The 15,002-nt window shown below is 45.9% G+C and carries 15 protein-coding genes; 13 read left to right on the top strand and 2 right to left on the bottom strand.

From position 1 onward, the window contains the following. Positions 1-18 precede the first annotated feature (18 nt). Positions 19-810 carry a glycosyltransferase family 2 protein gene (locus ACSNJE_RS13925; RefSeq protein ID WP_474773800.1) on the bottom strand — a complete coding sequence of 264 codons (792 nt, stop codon included), beginning with the start codon at positions 808-810 and terminating at the stop codon, positions 19-21. Positions 811-952: 142 nt separating this feature from the next. Between ACSNJE_RS13925 and yabG the strand changes: the two genes are divergently transcribed. From yabG to ACSNJE_RS13900, 5 genes are all read left to right on the top strand, one after another. Then, positions 953-1,819, top strand: coding sequence for a sporulation peptidase YabG (gene yabG / locus ACSNJE_RS13920; RefSeq protein ID WP_052218311.1), 867 nt, complete (start codon positions 953-955; stop codon positions 1,817-1,819). Positions 1,820-1,879: 60 nt separating this feature from the next. Beyond that, entirely contained in the window at positions 1,880-2,848 is a 969-nt protein-coding gene (locus ACSNJE_RS13915) for an NAD-dependent epimerase/dehydratase family protein (RefSeq protein WP_474773799.1), read from the top strand. A gap of 78 nt (positions 2,849-2,926) precedes the next feature. Beyond that, positions 2,927-3,598 carry a LysM peptidoglycan-binding domain-containing protein gene (locus tag ACSNJE_RS13910; RefSeq protein ID WP_474773798.1) on the top strand — a complete coding sequence of 224 codons (672 nt, stop codon included), beginning with the start codon at positions 2,927-2,929 and terminating at the stop codon, positions 3,596-3,598. Positions 3,599-3,737: 139 nt separating this feature from the next. Continuing rightward, a complete protein-coding gene (locus tag ACSNJE_RS13905) occupies positions 3,738-3,911 on the top strand; it encodes a ferredoxin family protein (RefSeq protein WP_052218314.1) in 174 nt (57 codons plus the stop codon). Between the two features lie 156 nt (positions 3,912-4,067). Then, the gene (locus ACSNJE_RS13900; protein WP_495252895.1) at positions 4,068-5,141 is read left to right on the top strand and encodes a CoA protein activase; all 1,074 of its coding nucleotides are present in this window, start codon (positions 4,068-4,070) and stop codon (positions 5,139-5,141) included. A gap of 83 nt (positions 5,142-5,224) precedes the next feature. On the opposite strand, the gene ACSNJE_RS13895 is transcribed toward ACSNJE_RS13900, so the two are convergent. Next, a complete protein-coding gene (locus tag ACSNJE_RS13895) occupies positions 5,225-5,962 on the bottom strand; it encodes a ZIP family metal transporter (RefSeq protein WP_495252894.1) in 738 nt (245 codons plus the stop codon). A 214-nt stretch (positions 5,963-6,176) separates the two neighbouring features. On the opposite strand from ACSNJE_RS13895, the gene ACSNJE_RS13890 reads away from it, so the two are divergent. From ACSNJE_RS13890 to ACSNJE_RS13855, 8 genes are all read left to right on the top strand, one after another. Then, complete coding sequence (locus ACSNJE_RS13890) at positions 6,177-6,647, top strand: chemotaxis protein CheW (RefSeq protein WP_052218317.1); 471 nt, start codon at positions 6,177-6,179, stop codon at positions 6,645-6,647. A gap of 28 nt (positions 6,648-6,675) precedes the next feature. Beyond that, entirely contained in the window at positions 6,676-8,766 is a 2,091-nt protein-coding gene (locus ACSNJE_RS13885; protein ID WP_052218318.1) for a chemotaxis protein CheA, read from the top strand. A gap of 40 nt (positions 8,767-8,806) precedes the next feature. Beyond that, positions 8,807-9,163 carry a response regulator gene (locus tag ACSNJE_RS13880; RefSeq protein ID WP_013119033.1) on the top strand — a complete coding sequence of 119 codons (357 nt, stop codon included), beginning with the start codon at positions 8,807-8,809 and terminating at the stop codon, positions 9,161-9,163. 32 nt (positions 9,164-9,195) lie between these two features. Beyond that, positions 9,196-10,248: a protein-glutamate methylesterase/protein-glutamine glutaminase gene (locus ACSNJE_RS13875; RefSeq protein WP_052218319.1), complete on the top strand. Its 1,053-nt coding sequence runs from the start codon at positions 9,196-9,198 to the stop codon at positions 10,246-10,248. Between the two features lie 39 nt (positions 10,249-10,287). Continuing rightward, positions 10,288-10,761, top strand: coding sequence for a chemotaxis protein CheX (locus ACSNJE_RS13870; protein WP_013119035.1), 474 nt, complete (start codon positions 10,288-10,290; stop codon positions 10,759-10,761). A gap of 23 nt (positions 10,762-10,784) precedes the next feature. Beyond that, positions 10,785-11,276: a chemotaxis protein CheX gene (locus ACSNJE_RS13865; RefSeq protein WP_052218320.1), complete on the top strand. Its 492-nt coding sequence runs from the start codon at positions 10,785-10,787 to the stop codon at positions 11,274-11,276. A 63-nt stretch (positions 11,277-11,339) separates the two neighbouring features. Then, entirely contained in the window at positions 11,340-13,298 is a 1,959-nt protein-coding gene (locus tag ACSNJE_RS13860; RefSeq protein WP_474773793.1) for a methyl-accepting chemotaxis protein, read from the top strand. Between the two features lie 195 nt (positions 13,299-13,493). After that, positions 13,494-14,840: a cytochrome c3 family protein gene (locus ACSNJE_RS13855; RefSeq protein WP_495252893.1), complete on the top strand. Its 1,347-nt coding sequence runs from the start codon at positions 13,494-13,496 to the stop codon at positions 14,838-14,840. Positions 14,841-15,002 lie beyond the last annotated feature (162 nt).

Here is a 15,002-nt window from a genome sequence, read left to right as displayed (position 1 = left end):
AATCCTGTCAGAGCAGTTTTATTTTTTGGGGTCCAAAAAATTTGCCAATGCTTTAAAATCGCGGTTTGGGTGGTACCCCAAAAATACCTGCCCTTTATAAGTTCTGGTTCTCGGTTGCCCGTTATATGCTTCCAGCGCTTCTATACAATCGCCGATAATGGTTTCCGCAACTCTAGTGACATGTTTCTGGCTGCGTAAATTTGAACCTAAAAGACAATGGGGGATAGAAGCAGCAACCCCAATATGCAACTCCGCTTTACCGGCTAAAGCAAGAGAAACGGGAGGGATGGCCAGTTCTTTTAAGGGTATCTCCCGAAGAAGTTTGCATGATACAGCATGAGGACCGTGTGAAGGACAGGCGACACCTATTTCGGGGAACAGCCCTAGAGCCATGTTTAGCTCTTTCCTAAAATAAAGTACTAATTGTGCCAAGGGGTCAGAGTTGAAATAGTTTTGATAGCAGTCCGTCAAGGCCATATCCAGGCCCCTGGAACGAATACCTTCAATTAGCATGTTTATTTGATTTAAGATGGGCCCCCGCATGTCTCCGTCCATAAAGACTACTACCGACGCATGCATATCCAGCGCCTGTTTGGCCCCGACGGCGCGGGGGATATCAATGCCTAAAGGCTGGCCGAACACTATGGGCGTTATTTTTTTTTGGTAATTTTTTTTTGTTATGGCCATAGATTCGTCACTACAACCGTTTAAGACCGGAATTATTATATCTACGTTGGAACAGGATAAGGTTTCCAGTACTTTGGCCAAACTGGTTCCTTCGTTTTTTACGGGTACTACGGCTGCTATCAAATTACTCCCTCCTGAAATGATAAACGCATTGCTGCTAATTTATTATATGAGCAAAAATATTTGGTGCTACTTGGGGAATCACGCAAAAACATCTCAATGCATACTATGTAAAAGACCGGGAAAAGGCTGGAGGGGAAGGAAGGTGCCTGATTTCAAAAAAGGGGATATTGTCACCAGAAAATCTTATAATTGTGACCTTTATTTTCAAATAGTGGATTTTTTACCCGGCAGAAACGGAAATGACCGGGTATTGCTGAAAGGTCTGGATGTACGGCTTTGCGCTGATTGCCCGGTAACAGATTTACAAAAGGTAACGCGTTCCCAGTTAAAGGAGTACAGAAAAAAATTTATTCTTCGTAATAATGAACTATTAAGCCGCATTTATAAAAAACGATCGTCTTTACGTCCGCATTTATTAAGAACCGCTGAAGCAGACAAAGCCAATTTTTTTGAGATCCCCGGGAAGGTCTTGCATGTAGATGGGAATGAAGATTACCTGAGACTTTGTGAAGCAATGTACAGCCAACTGGGATTGGAAGCAAAAGGAGCACATGTCCCCGAGCAGGAACAGCCGAAAAAAATAGTCGGACTGCTCCAGGAGTACCAACCTGATGTATTGGTGTTAACGGGCCATGACGGTTTTATAAAGGAGAAAAAAGATTTTCGGAGTTTAAACAGTTATCGTAATTCCAAGTACTTTGTCGAGGCTGTGAAATTGGCCCGAAAATTCAGGCCTAATAAGGACGACCTGATCATTGTGGCCGGAGCTTGCCAGTCCCATTACGAAGCTTTGTTAAGGGCCGGAGCAAACTTTGCCAGTTCACCCAAACGGGTTTTTATCCATGCTTTTGACCCGGTTTTTATTGTTGAGAAAATATGTTTTACATCGGCATCACAGACTGTTTCCATAAATGACGTTATAGATAATACTTTAACCGGGATAAATGGCCTGGGGGGTATTGAAACCCGTGGGAAACACAGATGGGGGTTCCCTAAATCACCTTATTGAAAGAAAAGTGGGGAAGGTTGGTGTAATCATGTTATTTAAATACCTGCGGGGGTGTTTTTAATGCGTGTTTTGGTGACAGGAGCAGCGGGGCTTTGTGGTACCCATCTGGTAGACGAATTAGTAAGAGACAAGGAGATATCTAAGGTATATGGAATCGACAATTTATCCCGCGGTTTTCCCCGGAAAGAAGAATTTGTGATTGGGGAACAGTGGCAAGGTAAATTTGAACTGATTGTTAAGAAGTACCAGGACCTTTCGGTCAGAGAAATTAACAACCTCGATGTTGATGTAGTTGTGCACTTGGCTGCTTATAACAGCGCGCGGGAAGCGATGGAAACGCCTGATGAATATTTTGTGAATAACGATTACGGTACTTTGAAATTACTGCAAAAGCTGTTTCATACCAAAAAAAACCCCTTCTTCATTTTTGCTTCTGCCGCTGAAATATACGGTAAACCTGTAAAAGAACCCGTTTCCGAAAGCTCTGCTCCAACTGCCATGAATATATTTGCGGCTACTAAATTAGCAGGCGAGAACTATTGCTCCGTCTTTTTTAATTGGTATAATTACCCTTTAGCTGTTATCAGGCTGAGCAAGGTATATGGTGAAAACCAGAATCTTGTGGGCTATACATCCGTTGTAGGCAATTTTATCTGCAGAGCTCTCCGGGATGACCCGCTGATTATCTATGGGTGTGGGGGGCAGACGAGGGATTTCATTTACGCCGGGGATGTTGCCAAGGCTATAACCGGTATTATTAAGGCCCGCAAAAAAGTATGCGGCCAGGTAATAAACATAGCCTCAGGGAAAGTGATTAGTATAGAAGAACTAGCCAGGAACATCATTGATTTGAGTGGCGCAAAGTCAGAAATCATTAAACTTCCGCCGGTAAAAGGAGACTATCCCGGTTATCTTCTAGATATTTCGAAAGCCTGTGAATTATTAAACTGGTCGGCTTCAACTCCTCTTGATGTAGGGTTGAAGAGGACTATTAACTGGCACAGACAGGTTATGAATCTGGGAATATGAAAAAAGTTAGTACATATTTAGGGCTTCTTTATATATATATATAAGGAATTATTTTTAAAGAAGGGAGGGGAAGTTTCCATGTCACAGGACAAAAACCGCTTTATCTTTTTTAAATACGTTCCGCAAAAGAAAAAAACCAAGCCTGTAAAAAAGGATACCCTTGACAGCCTCGTCGAAAAGAAAATCCCCTTAGATGACGAGGAGTTACAAGAGCAGAACCCTGAATTAAACGAGCCGACAAACATAGAAGAATTGCTTGAGCCGCCGGTGCATGAGTCGCTTGATTTACCCACTGATGAAGAGGCTTCAAAAACAGAAGTTTTCCCGGATCAAAATTCTGCAGGAGAAATAGCTGAAGAAGAGGAACCCAAAAAGGAAGACTCCGGTGCAGAGGCTCCTGATGCGGAAGGTGAAGCAACAGGTTTTCCTGGCTGGCCGGGATTCCCTGATTTTCCGGAATGGCCTGAAGAACCCGAGTGCCCGGAATTACCCGAAGAACCTGAATGTCCGGAACTACCAAAAGAACCGGAATGCCCTGAATTCCCCGAATTTCCTGAAGAACCTGGGCCTTGCCCGGAAAACAGCGTTATCCATATAATTCGACGTGGCGATACCTATTGGAAACTGGCCAGAAAGTATAATACTACTGTGGAGGCTATTGAAGCGGCCAACCCCGATGTGAACCCGCTAAACCTGCAGATTGGGCAGACTATCTGTATTCCGCTGGGAATCCCCGGGGCAAAGGGCTAGTTTCAAACAAAGGCGCCGGAATACCGGGAAAAAGGTTTGTAATTACGGATGTATATGCATCCGTAATTTATTTTTAGTATATTTCTTTGTTTATTGGCAAAACTAGGTGAAGATGAAATCCCGTTAAGGGGGTGAAAGAGTGGCTTTTTCAATAAACCAAGATATCTGCACGGCCTGCGGAACCTGCGCCGAGAAGTGTCCGGCCGGCGCCATTAAAAAGGATGGCGCTTGCTATACTATTGATGCCAGCAAGTGTTCAATGTGCGGGATCTGTGCGGAAAACTGCCCGGTAGGCGCTTCATGCGAGCGCTAAGATTGAATGAAGGACTCTTCCTGAACAGGAAGGGTTTTTTTTATCAAGGTTATTTTGCGGTTAAAAATCCATTGGGGAATAAAATAGTTCTGATTGGAAAAACTTAGTTGCTGAAAAGTTTTTTTAAACCAGAAAGAAGTTTTGGAGGGTCAGAAAGTGAAAATTACCTATCCCAACATGGGGAATTTGGGCATAGCAGTAAAATGCGCATTGGCCGGGTTAAGATTTGAAGTTGTACCGCCTCCGCCTGTGACCAAGGCAACAGCGTCTATTGGTGCCCGGTTCGCGCCCGAAGGAGCCTGTTATCCTTTTAAACTGGTTTTGGGGAATGTAATTGAAGGTTTAGAACAAGGGGCTGATACGGTTATTATGCTTGGTGGCGAAGGACCATGTCGCTTTGGCTATTTCGGGCATGTGATGGGAGAAATACTTAGGGATGCCGGTTACCGTTGCCACATCATCGTCCTGGAAGGTGAAGAAACAGTTCAACAGCTTGACGCTCTGCGGGTAGCTGCCAATGCAACCTGGGCCGAGGTATATAAGGCCGTGAAGCTAGGTTGGGCCAAAATCTGTGCGGCAGACCGGATAGAATCCGTGGTTCACAGGTGCAGGCCTTTGGAGCGGAAAACAGGACAGGTAACAAAAATATTTGGGTCAGGCTTAATAGCTATAGACAAGGCCATGGACAGGGAAACCTTGGTCCGGGAAGAAGAAAACACATTGCAAGCAATCAGGCAGGCAGTTGAATCGAAGCGAAAACCTGTTTTAAAAATTGGTTTGGTGGGCGATATATATATGTTAATTGAACCCTATGCCAATTACCGGGTTGAAGAATTCCTGAACGGTATGGGGATAGAAGTATGCAGGTCAATTTTTATATCGGGTTGGATTAAAAACCACCTGGGAAAAATAAAAGCCTACCTACATAAACAGAGTTTGCTAAAGGATGCTTTTCCATATTTGACTGATTTTGTAGGCGGGCACGGTGTTGATACAGTGGCCAATACTATTCGGTATTACCGCCAGGGGTTTGACGGTATAATCCACATCCTGCCCATGACCTGTATGCCGGAAATTGTAGCTCAGTCGGTTACTCCGAAGCTACGGCAGGAAACGGGCATTCCTGTTCTGACCCTGGTTTTGGACGAACACAGTGCATCAGCCGGCTTATACAGCAGACTGGAGGCTTTTGCCGATATGTTATTGAGAAGGAAAGTAATGTATATCTAATTGACGAACTGCTGCGCTCGGATGTATAATTTTGATATACCCCTATATGGTATATTGCAAATAAACAGGCAGTTGCTGTTTTTTTACACATGCAGAAAATCGAGGGCGAAGATTAATAGGAAACCGGCCATGGCTCCCAGAGTAGAAAAGTTGGGGTGCTTTTTCCTGGATTCAGGGAGGATTTCATTTTTAACTATATAGGTCATAGCGCCTGCTGCCAGGCTTAACAGGGAGGCGATTAAACCGGGTGAAATGTTTACCAGTAAAAGTCCCATATAAGTGCCCAGAGGAGTGAAGAGACTTACCAGTAAGTTAATGGCCAGGATTTTTTTGCCGGAAACGCCGCTCATACGCAGGGGAACGGCAGTTGCCATTCCTTCCGGAATATTGTGCAGTCCAATAGCTGTAGCAATGACCAGACCAAGTTTATTTTTAGCCGAGTATCCCGCAGCAATGGCGAAACCTTCGGGGAGGTCATGTAGGGCTATGCCGATGGCAATTAAATAGCCCATTTTTACCAGGCGCTTTTTACCGGCACCTGCTAGAGGTGTTAACGGACGGTATATTTGATCCAGCAGAATGTCCAGTGAAACCATCAACATGATTCCAAAACTAAAGCCAGTGAGGGCTTGTTTTATCGAACCGTAGGCAAGGGAAGACGGAATCAGATCCATGACCACCACGGCCAGCATGATTCCGCCGGCCAATCCGAAGAGGAGTGAAAAGGTTTTTTCGGCAGGGCGCCCCATACATATTACTATGAAACTTCCCAAGCACGTGGCCAACCCGGCAACTATACTGGTCAGGAAAATATAGGACATAAACTCCCCTCCAGCAGGAATTCTGCTAATATTTATTCTTAAAAGTGCTTGATTATTACATGTCAAATCGTGCCCTCTTTTCAAGTTCCCCCTTTTAAAGTACTTTCAAAAAATTACCTCTTTACAGAATAAAATGAAGGAATTCCGCGTATTTTGTCGAACTAACCCTATACTGACAATATATAGCAACTTTTTTCGAGCAGGGGGAAACAAAATGAGTGAGGAAAATAATTATTTCGAAAAGCAGTACGTGGTATTCCGGCTGGGAAAAGAAACTTACGGTCTGGACATCGAAAGTGTAAGGGAAATTATTACTATGCAGAATATCACTGAGGTGCCGAGGACACTTGAATACATAGAAGGGGTCATTAACCTTAGAGGGCGTGTTATTCCTGTCTATAACATCAGGAGAAAATTTGGCTTGCCTGAGGAAGAAATCACCAGAGCGTCCAGAATTGTCGTCGTTGAAGTTGAAGGCAACACCATCGGCATGATTGTAGACGGTGTTTCCGAAGTTCTGAGGATATCCAGCGAAATGGTCGAACGACCGTCAGAGATAGTTTGTGACGTTGATACGGAATATTTGGCCGGGGTAGCCAAGCTGAACGATAAACTGGTAATTTTGCTTGATATTGATAAGGTTTTAAGCAAAGATGAGCATCCGGTGCTTGAAAATATCAGCTAAATAACCCCTGGAATGGAGGGAATGTTAAATGGGTTTAAATTTGGACGCTTCGCCGGAAGAACTGAAATTGTTTTTGGAAGAAGCAGAAGAACATATGCAGACTTTAGAAGACGACTTGGTCAGGCTAGAAAAAGAAGCCGATAATGAGGAATTGCTGCAGGAAATTTTTCGTGCTTCACATACCCTAAAAGGGTCTTCTGCTACTATTGGCCATAAAAGGATGGCGGAATTGACCCATGCCATGGAAAATGTTTTGGACAAACTCCGCAAAAACCAACTGACGGTAAACAGTAGCATAGTCGATGTTTTATTTGAGTGCCTGGACCATTTGCGGGTGTTAAAAGAAGAAATCGTAAATGACGAAGAAAGTGATATAGATTTAACGGGCATTTTGGACAAGCTTGCCAATGTAAGCAATTTTGAAGGTGGAACCCTTGCGGCCCAGACAGCAGTATCAACAGCGCCGGCAGTTGAGACACGGCAAAACGTACCCGAAATTGATTTCAGTTATGATGAGAAGACGCACCTGGATAAGGGAATAAAAGAAGGGCAAACGGCGCTTGTAATTTCGACTAAGTTTGATGTAGAACCCGAAATGTTGGCCGTAAGGTGCTTCGTAACTTTAATGGCTATCCGCGAATGGGGAGACGTTGTGAAATCAATTCCGTCAGCAGAAGATATAGAGAAAGAACAGGTAGGCAGTGAACTTACTGTAGTCCTGTTAACAAAAGAAACACCGGAGAATATAGAAAAACTGCTCAAAGATCTGCCCAACCTGACCGAACCTTCTGTGAGAAAACTTGACTTAAGCGACGAGATGGCAGCAACTAATATGTCAGGGGCAGAAAAACCGGGTGCGCAGCAGGAGCAGGAAAAGCCTAAATCCAGACAATCCAAAGATGTGGCTGACCGGGCTGCCGGTTTAAAGAAAAGCAGCAACCGGACTGTCCGGGTTGATGTGGACCTCTTGGACAGCCTCATGAACCTGGTCGGAGAACTGGTCATAGACCGGACAAGGTTGTTCCAGATTTACGGTGAATTAGAAAACAATTATGATATGGATGAAATATCACAGGAGCTTGGCCGAACATCTGTGCATATAGGTCGTGTTTCTACGCAACTGCAGGAATTGATTATGAAGGCCCGGATGCTGCCTGTGGAAAGCCTTTTTAACAAATTTCCGCGTATGGTCAGGGACTTGTCTCATAAGGCAGGAAAAGAAGTAAACTTCGTTATGACCGGACAGGAGACTGAGTTGGACCGTTCTATTATTGAGGAAATAGGCGACCCGCTGATTCATTTACTGCGGAACGCCCTGGACCATGGCATAGAGCCGCCCGGCGAACGGGTCGCGGCAGGGAAACCGCCTGTGGGTAATTTATGGCTGCAGGCCGCCCATGAAGAAAACCATATTATCATCTCAATAAGAGATGATGGACGCGGCATTGATCCGGAAGTAGTCAGAAAGAGCGCTGTGAAGAAAAACCTGCTTACAGAAGAGCAAGCCAAGCGCTTAACTGACAAAGAAGCCATTAACCTTATATTTGCTTCAGGGCTCAGTACAGCGCAAAAGGTTACCGATGTATCAGGTCGCGGTGTTGGTATGGACGTAGTAAGGACCAACATTGAACGTATTAATGGGGCTATCGAGATTAATACGGCCGTTGGCAAAGGAACGGAGTTTAAAATTAAGCTACCTTTAACCCTTGCCATTATTCGGGCTCTTTTAGTGTCCCTGAATAAGCATGTCTATGCGATACCTCTTTCTTCTGTGATTGAAACTATTCGTATGCGCAGCAACCAGGTCGAATATGTCAACAATCGGGAAGTTATTGTTGTAAGAGGTAAGGTTCTGCCCCTCATCAGGCTGGAAAAGGTCTTTAATATAAAAGGTGGGGCGAAGGACAAGGACAAGTTATTTGTCGTTGTGGTCAACCTGGCCGGCACCCAGGTGGGCATAGTGGTTGATTCGCTTGTTGGCGAACAGGAAATAGTAATAAAGAGCCTTGGCAAATATATAGGAGATGTGCCGGGAATTTCAGGAGCGGCAATATTAGGCGACGGAAATGTGGCTTTAATCGTGGATGTGCCAAACCTTTTGAAAAAAGCCGCATCGTAATAAGAATGCAACGAATTATTCGGGAAAGGAGTATTTGGTTATGGCGAAGGTGTTATTGGTTGATGATGCTGCCTTCATGCGCATGAGGTGTGCCAAGCTGCTTACTGAAAACGGGTATTCCGTTGACGAGGCAGAAAACGGCCAGGAAGCCGTGGAGAAGTACCAGCAAATCAAACCGGATCTGGTTTTGATGGATATCACGATGCCGGTGATGGATGGCTTGACTGCCGTGGCAGAAATTAAAAAAATTGATCCCAACGCAAATATAGTTATGTGCAGCGCGCTGGGGCAGCAGAATACGGTAATGGCTGCCATTAAAGCAGGGGCCAAAGACTTTATTGTTAAACCATATCAACCGGAGAAAATACTTTCTACCATTAAGCGTTTTGTGGGATAAGCTTTTTGAGAAGGCGCCGGGGAGGAAGCTTTATGGCCAAGCGAATTGAAGTTTTGGTGGTTGATGACTCAGCTTATATGCGCAAGGTTGTTTCGAATATGCTTCAATCGGATGAAGAGATTTTTGTTGTCGATACAGCGCGGGACGGTTTGGACGCTCTGGAAAAAATAAAAAAATGGAAACCCGATGTTGTTACTCTGGACGTAGAAATGCCAAGGATGGACGGGTTAACGGCCCTGCAGAAAATCATGGTGGAATGCCCTACTCCTGTAGTTATGTTAAGCAGTTTGACCCAGGAGGGCAGTGAAACTACTATTAAGGCGCTTACCTTAGGGGCCGTTGATTTTGTACCCAAACCGTCGGGGGCCATATCGCTGGACATTGCAAGAGTTAAAGAAGAACTTATCCGAAAAATAAAGGTCTGTGCCAAGGCTTCATTAAAAAACATCCGGGCTTTGCAAATGATAGCTCCTATACCGAAAAAGGAAGCAGCGGCTGTTGCCGCCAAACCTTTAGCCGGGAAAACGCCGTCCAAAGTAGTTGTCATTGGCAGTTCGACGGGTGGGCCGAATGCCTTGCAGCAGGTTGTGCCAAAGCTTCCTGCAGATTTGCCTGCTGCTGTTTTAATTGTGCAGCACATGCCGCCCGGTTTTACCAAATCGCTTGCTGACCGGCTAAATGATATTTCCGGTATAACCGTAAAAGAGGCCAGCGCCGGGGATACCTTACAGACGGGTGTCGCCCTATTGGCCCCAGGTGGATACCATATGAATTTGGTTTCCAGTACCGTTATCGGACTTAATCAGAATCCTCCGGTGCATTCCGTTCGTCCGGCGGTGGATGTCACTATGGAATCGGTGGTAAATTACTACGGACCCAATGTTGTTGGGGTTGTGCTAACCGGTATGGGGTATGATGGCTCCGGTGGGGCTAGCGCTATTAAGCGGGCAGGGGGCAAAGTAATTGCACAAAATGAAGATACCTGCGTGGTTTATGGCATGCCCAGGGTTGTGGTAGAAATGGGTAAAGCTGATAAGGTACTGCCCATCACTGAGATTGCCGACGAGATTGTCAAAATGCTGTAAAGATACAACAATAACCGGAAACAGGAGAGGGTGAAAAGCTTGCTGAAAGCGGAATTTATCAACCCCTTTGTGATAGCTACACATGAGGTTCTAAGCGCTGAACTGGGGAAGGATATCAAAATAGAAAAAGGACAGTTAGCTCTGGAACAGTCGTCTTATACGGCAAATGATGTAACTGTAATGATCGGGGTTATCGGAAAAGTTCAAGGGATAGTCATGTACGGCATGTCTGAAAGAACGGCCAAAAATATTGTTTCCAAGATGCTGGGGCAGCCGGTACCCATATTTGACAGCATGGTGGAATCGGCCATTGCAGAATTAGGCAACGTAATAACGGGTATATCCAGTAGGGAACTGGAAAAAGCCGGTTACCCGTGCACGCTGGCTCCTCCTACTGTTATAGTTGGCCGGGGCGTGGTCATTTCCACGATAAATATAAAGAGGCTGCAGATCCCATTACTGACGGAACTGGGAGAAATAACGGTGAGTGTGGCCCTGCGTGAGAAGAAATAAGACTGTATGTTAGAGGTGTAAGGGTGAAAGCAGATATTATCAATCCTTTTTTAACCTCGGCCATGGAAATATTGCAGATGGAGGCGGGAATAAAACCGGTAAGGGGCGCTTTGTCCCTGGCCGACGCCTGCTGGACGACCCGGGAAATAACTGTGATGATTTCCATAACAGGCGCTGTGGAAGGGACCTTCCAGATAGGAATGTCTGAAAAAACGGCAATCGCAGTTACTTCCCGCATGTTGGGTGAAGAAATGCGGGAATTTGACAAATGGGTACTGAGCGGGATTGGAGAAATGGCCAATATAATTGCCGGCCGGGCGCTGATCAGACTGGAGCAAATCGGTTATGTCAGTGATATCGGTCCGCCGAGTATCTTATATGGAGCTCCGGCGCGTATTTCCACCCTGGACCGGAAAAAGCTACAAATTCCACTGGAAACCGATGTCGGCGTTGTGGAACTGAGCGTGTGTTTGCGGGAAAAAACTGAAAAGAAAAGGACCCAGGAGAAAAATTAAGGCCAGGAGAGGCCTTTTTTGATACATAAATACTGAATTGTTCACGCAAAGGGGGGAATTTTTTTGGTTAAACTGACCAAAAGCCTGACGTTCAAATTAAGCCTAACCTTATTTATTACATTGCTGGTGGTTATGATATTTTATTCCGCCTATTCCGTTAACAAGGTCCACCACACGGTGGAGGCAGCCGTTGAAGCGCAAGGATTTGCCCTTGCCCGGGCGGGGGCTGCCGCCCTGGAACAGGTTATGGAAAATGATATTCGAAACGGCGTAATCACTGAAGAAGCCTTATTTGACAGGAATTATACCCTGCTGCAAGATGCGGCGGAAGCAAAGGACCGAAAATATCGTTCAGCCTTTGACGCATATACCGACAGCCACTGGTCGACGATTATTAAGGGCATTGCAAATTCCGATAAAAATGTTCTCTTTGCGGTACCGGCGGCCAAAGCCGATGACCCAGCCAAAACAGGTTACATACCTACTCATAATAATCCGGACAGGGCAAAAAGGATTTTTAATGACCCTGTTGGAGCTAAAGCCGCAGCTACACAAACTCCCTTAAAACAGGATTACCTGAGGGATACCGGTGAAAAGGTCTGGGATATCAGCTATCCGATTACGGTCAACGGAAAGCATTGGGGGGCATTCCGGGTAGGACTTTCCCTGACGGAAATAGATAAAGCAGTTACTGCGGCCATTATCAGGACCGTCATAGAAATGTTGCTTATGCTTATAGGTATTACAGCCGTTTTAACAGGGGTCTCTTACTATCAGATAAACCGCCCCCTGAAGAGGATAATGGTCGCCACGGCAAACCTGGCCTCGGGACAAGGGGATTTGACGCAGCGTTTGCCGGAAGAATCAGAAGACGAGTTGGGACGGGTGTCCCGGTTTATCAACAGGTTCCTTGCGCAAATTCATGCTATGGTTAGCAGTATGGCCGACGCCGTTAACCGGGTGACTGCCGCCAGTCACAAACTGGTCCAGGGGAGTAACGAAGCTGCTTTAGCCACCCAACAGGTGGGCGCTGCCATAAACGATGTGGCCAAAGGTAATACGGCACAAATCAGGCACATCCAGGAAACGGCTGACATAATCAGGGAATTGACGCAGGCTATCGGCCAGATAGCGGCGGGTGCAAGCGACCAGGCCAATAATGTGACAAAAACTGCCCTCACCATGGAGCAAATGGCCGGTCTGATACAGGAAGTGGCCAATGGAACACAAATCCTGTCCAGGAGCGCTGAGGATACATCCAACGCTGCCCAGAAAGGCGCAAAAGCTGTGGAAGAGGCTATAGCCGGCATGGAGAAGCTAAGGCAAACGGTGTTCCAGTCAGCAGGCAGTATTAAACAATTGGGAGAACGGTCACAGCAAATCGGCGAAATCATTCAGGTTATCGATGATATCGCGGAACAAACCAATCTTTTGGCGCTGAACGCAGCCATTGAAGCGGCGCGCGCCGGTGAGCACGGCAAAGGCTTTGCAGTAGTTGCTGACGAGGTGCGCAAGCTGGCGGAAAGAAGCAGTAAAGCGACCAAGGAAATTGCTGATTTGATAACCAATATTCAAAAAGAAACCGACAATGCTGTGGAGGCCATGAACCAGGGAACTGCAGAAGCGGAAGAAGGTTCGCGGCTGGCCGCCGATGCCGGGCAGGCCCTCAGTGAAATACTGCACAGCGTAGGCGAAACTACTGAACAGATTCAAAAAATCTTTGCGCTGGCCCAGGATATTTCCGAACGCAGTGAAAATGTTGTTCAGGCGGTTAATGCTGTCGCGGCAATAACAGAGGAAAATTCTGCGGCCACTCAGGAAATGTCGGCAGGAAGCGACCAGGTTATGACGGCTATCGAAAACGTATCTGCCATTGCTGAAGAATCAGCCGCTTCGGCCGAAGAGGTATCTGTTTCAACGGAGCAGATGTCGGCAACGGTAGAGGAAATGGCAACGTTGTCAAAAGAGTTGGAGGAGCTGGCCGGTCGGTTGGCGGAAATGACAAATCAGTTTAAGATTTAACAAGATACATTGAAGGGTTAGAAGCTGGCCCAAGTTAAATGCCGGGGCAGCTTCTTTTTTTTAAATTGACAAAAACCAAGGAGTTTATTGAATAGGGGGTGAATTTATAAAAATTTAAGAAATAAATCACAATTCCAAAACAGGATATTTATCGCGATGTGTCGAAATAACTAGCAATTACTGGGTGGTGGAGAAATGGCGGGGATTACCGTAGAGGAGCGTAAAACAAAGTTAAAATGGCGGGCCAAACTGGCGTTGATTGCAGCGCTTCTTCTCATCGCCATACCCATATTAACTGTGGAAAGTCTTAATTATATTGAACGACCTGAGTTCTGTGGAATATGCCATGCCATGCAGCCCTATTACAGTTCATGGGGAAAATCGGGGCACAGCAAGATTGATTGTTATAGCTGTCATGCGGATTCCGAAATCCAAATGAAAAGTGAACAGACCAAGGACGAGGAAATCATCCCCAGATATATGCTCACAACTGACAGGGCAGTAAAAGCTTTTGGCAAGACTGTTGAATTTGTATCCAGGTATACCGATGTTGTTGCTAATTATATCGACACAAAGCGAAAACAACTGGCGTTTCTTTTTACTATGGTCGCCGGTCATTCTAACCAGGCAAACAGAGACCGGGTATGGGACCGCTGCCTGAATTGCCACGGGGATTTAATATTTTCACAGACGGGAAAAGACTACTACGGGCATTTTCAGCACGCTGGCAGCGGTGTAATTACATGCAAACAGTGCCACGGCGATTTGATACACAGGCGGAAAGTAGAGATTACCAGGCAGCAATGCCTGAAATGCCATGATAAAAAGATAGGAAAGCCTCCTTCCCATGCTGCCGATAACTTTAAAACAAGTCACGGCCGGGATTATCTGGCTAAACAGAACTGCCGCCTGTGCCATGTCCGGGGCGTTCAAGAGCCTCTATGCCAGAATTGCCATAAAGTACAGATGCCACACCCTGAAAATTACAAGGAGCGCCATATACAGGCCATAGAAGAAGTTGGGGTGAGGACCTGTTTCAACTGCCATGAGGCAAAGGTGGCGCAGGGACCCGCCGACCCGAAGCAACCGGCGGATACGGCATCGTGCAGTGTCTGCCACGGGCGGAAGATGCCGCATACAAAAGACATTGTAAAAACGCATACGACATTGGTCCGGGAACAGGGGATCAAAAACTGTAATTACTGCCACCAGACCTCTCCCCAACAAAAAGATATGGCAGTGGCCTGTGTTGACTGTCACGGGCTGGAAATGCCTCATTCACCCGGTTTCAAATACCGGCATAAGGATGTATATTATGCTAAAGGGCAGGCAGTGTGCAACCTTTGCCATTCGCCGGCCAACCCTGTCAACCCGGGAGCGCCGTGGACAAGTCCCAATTTCTGTATGGACTGCCATATGAAGAATAAACCCCATCCACCCGGGTTTAACATTCAACATCAGTTAGGCGGTTATGACCGGAACAGGTGCCTTATCTGTCACCCGGCAGTTATTCACTGCAACGAGTGCCATTTTGGTGAATGATTCCTGTTAAGATGAATTATCTTCTGTCAGGAGGGTTGCGCCAATGAAAAGTTAATAGCCTGCTTCGTAAAAAATTAATAAATTTGTAATAAAAATGGGCTAAAGTCCAAAACAGAAAATATCGATAATAATATTGGAACTTTATGCTAGAATGATTATTAG

This window comes from Thermincola sp. GK-1 (assembly GCF_059412445.1).
Note: the sequence above shows the minus strand (reverse complement) of the source record. Positions and strands in the feature narration are given on the sequence as shown.

What these genes read in the sequence shown, in the direction of transcription:
- ACSNJE_RS13915 (WP_474773799.1), top strand. Translation starts at nt 1,880, where the DNA reads ATGCGTGTTTTGGTGACAGGAGCAGCGGGGCTTTGTGGTACCCATCTG.
- ACSNJE_RS13910 (WP_474773798.1), top strand. Translation starts at nt 2,927, where the DNA reads ATGTCACAGGACAAAAACCGCTTTATCTTTTTTAAATACGTTCCGCAA.
- ACSNJE_RS13895 (WP_495252894.1), bottom strand. Translation starts at nt 5,962, where the DNA reads ATGTCCTATATTTTCCTGACCAGTATAGTTGCCGGGTTGGCCACGTGC.
- ACSNJE_RS13890 (WP_052218317.1), top strand. Translation starts at nt 6,177, where the DNA reads ATGAGTGAGGAAAATAATTATTTCGAAAAGCAGTACGTGGTATTCCGG.
- ACSNJE_RS13885 (WP_052218318.1), top strand. Translation starts at nt 6,676, where the DNA reads ATGGGTTTAAATTTGGACGCTTCGCCGGAAGAACTGAAATTGTTTTTG.
- ACSNJE_RS13880 (WP_013119033.1), top strand. Translation starts at nt 8,807, where the DNA reads ATGGCGAAGGTGTTATTGGTTGATGATGCTGCCTTCATGCGCATGAGG.
- ACSNJE_RS13875 (WP_052218319.1), top strand. Translation starts at nt 9,196, where the DNA reads ATGGCCAAGCGAATTGAAGTTTTGGTGGTTGATGACTCAGCTTATATG.
- ACSNJE_RS13855 (WP_495252893.1), top strand. Translation starts at nt 13,494, where the DNA reads ATGGCGGGGATTACCGTAGAGGAGCGTAAAACAAAGTTAAAATGGCGG.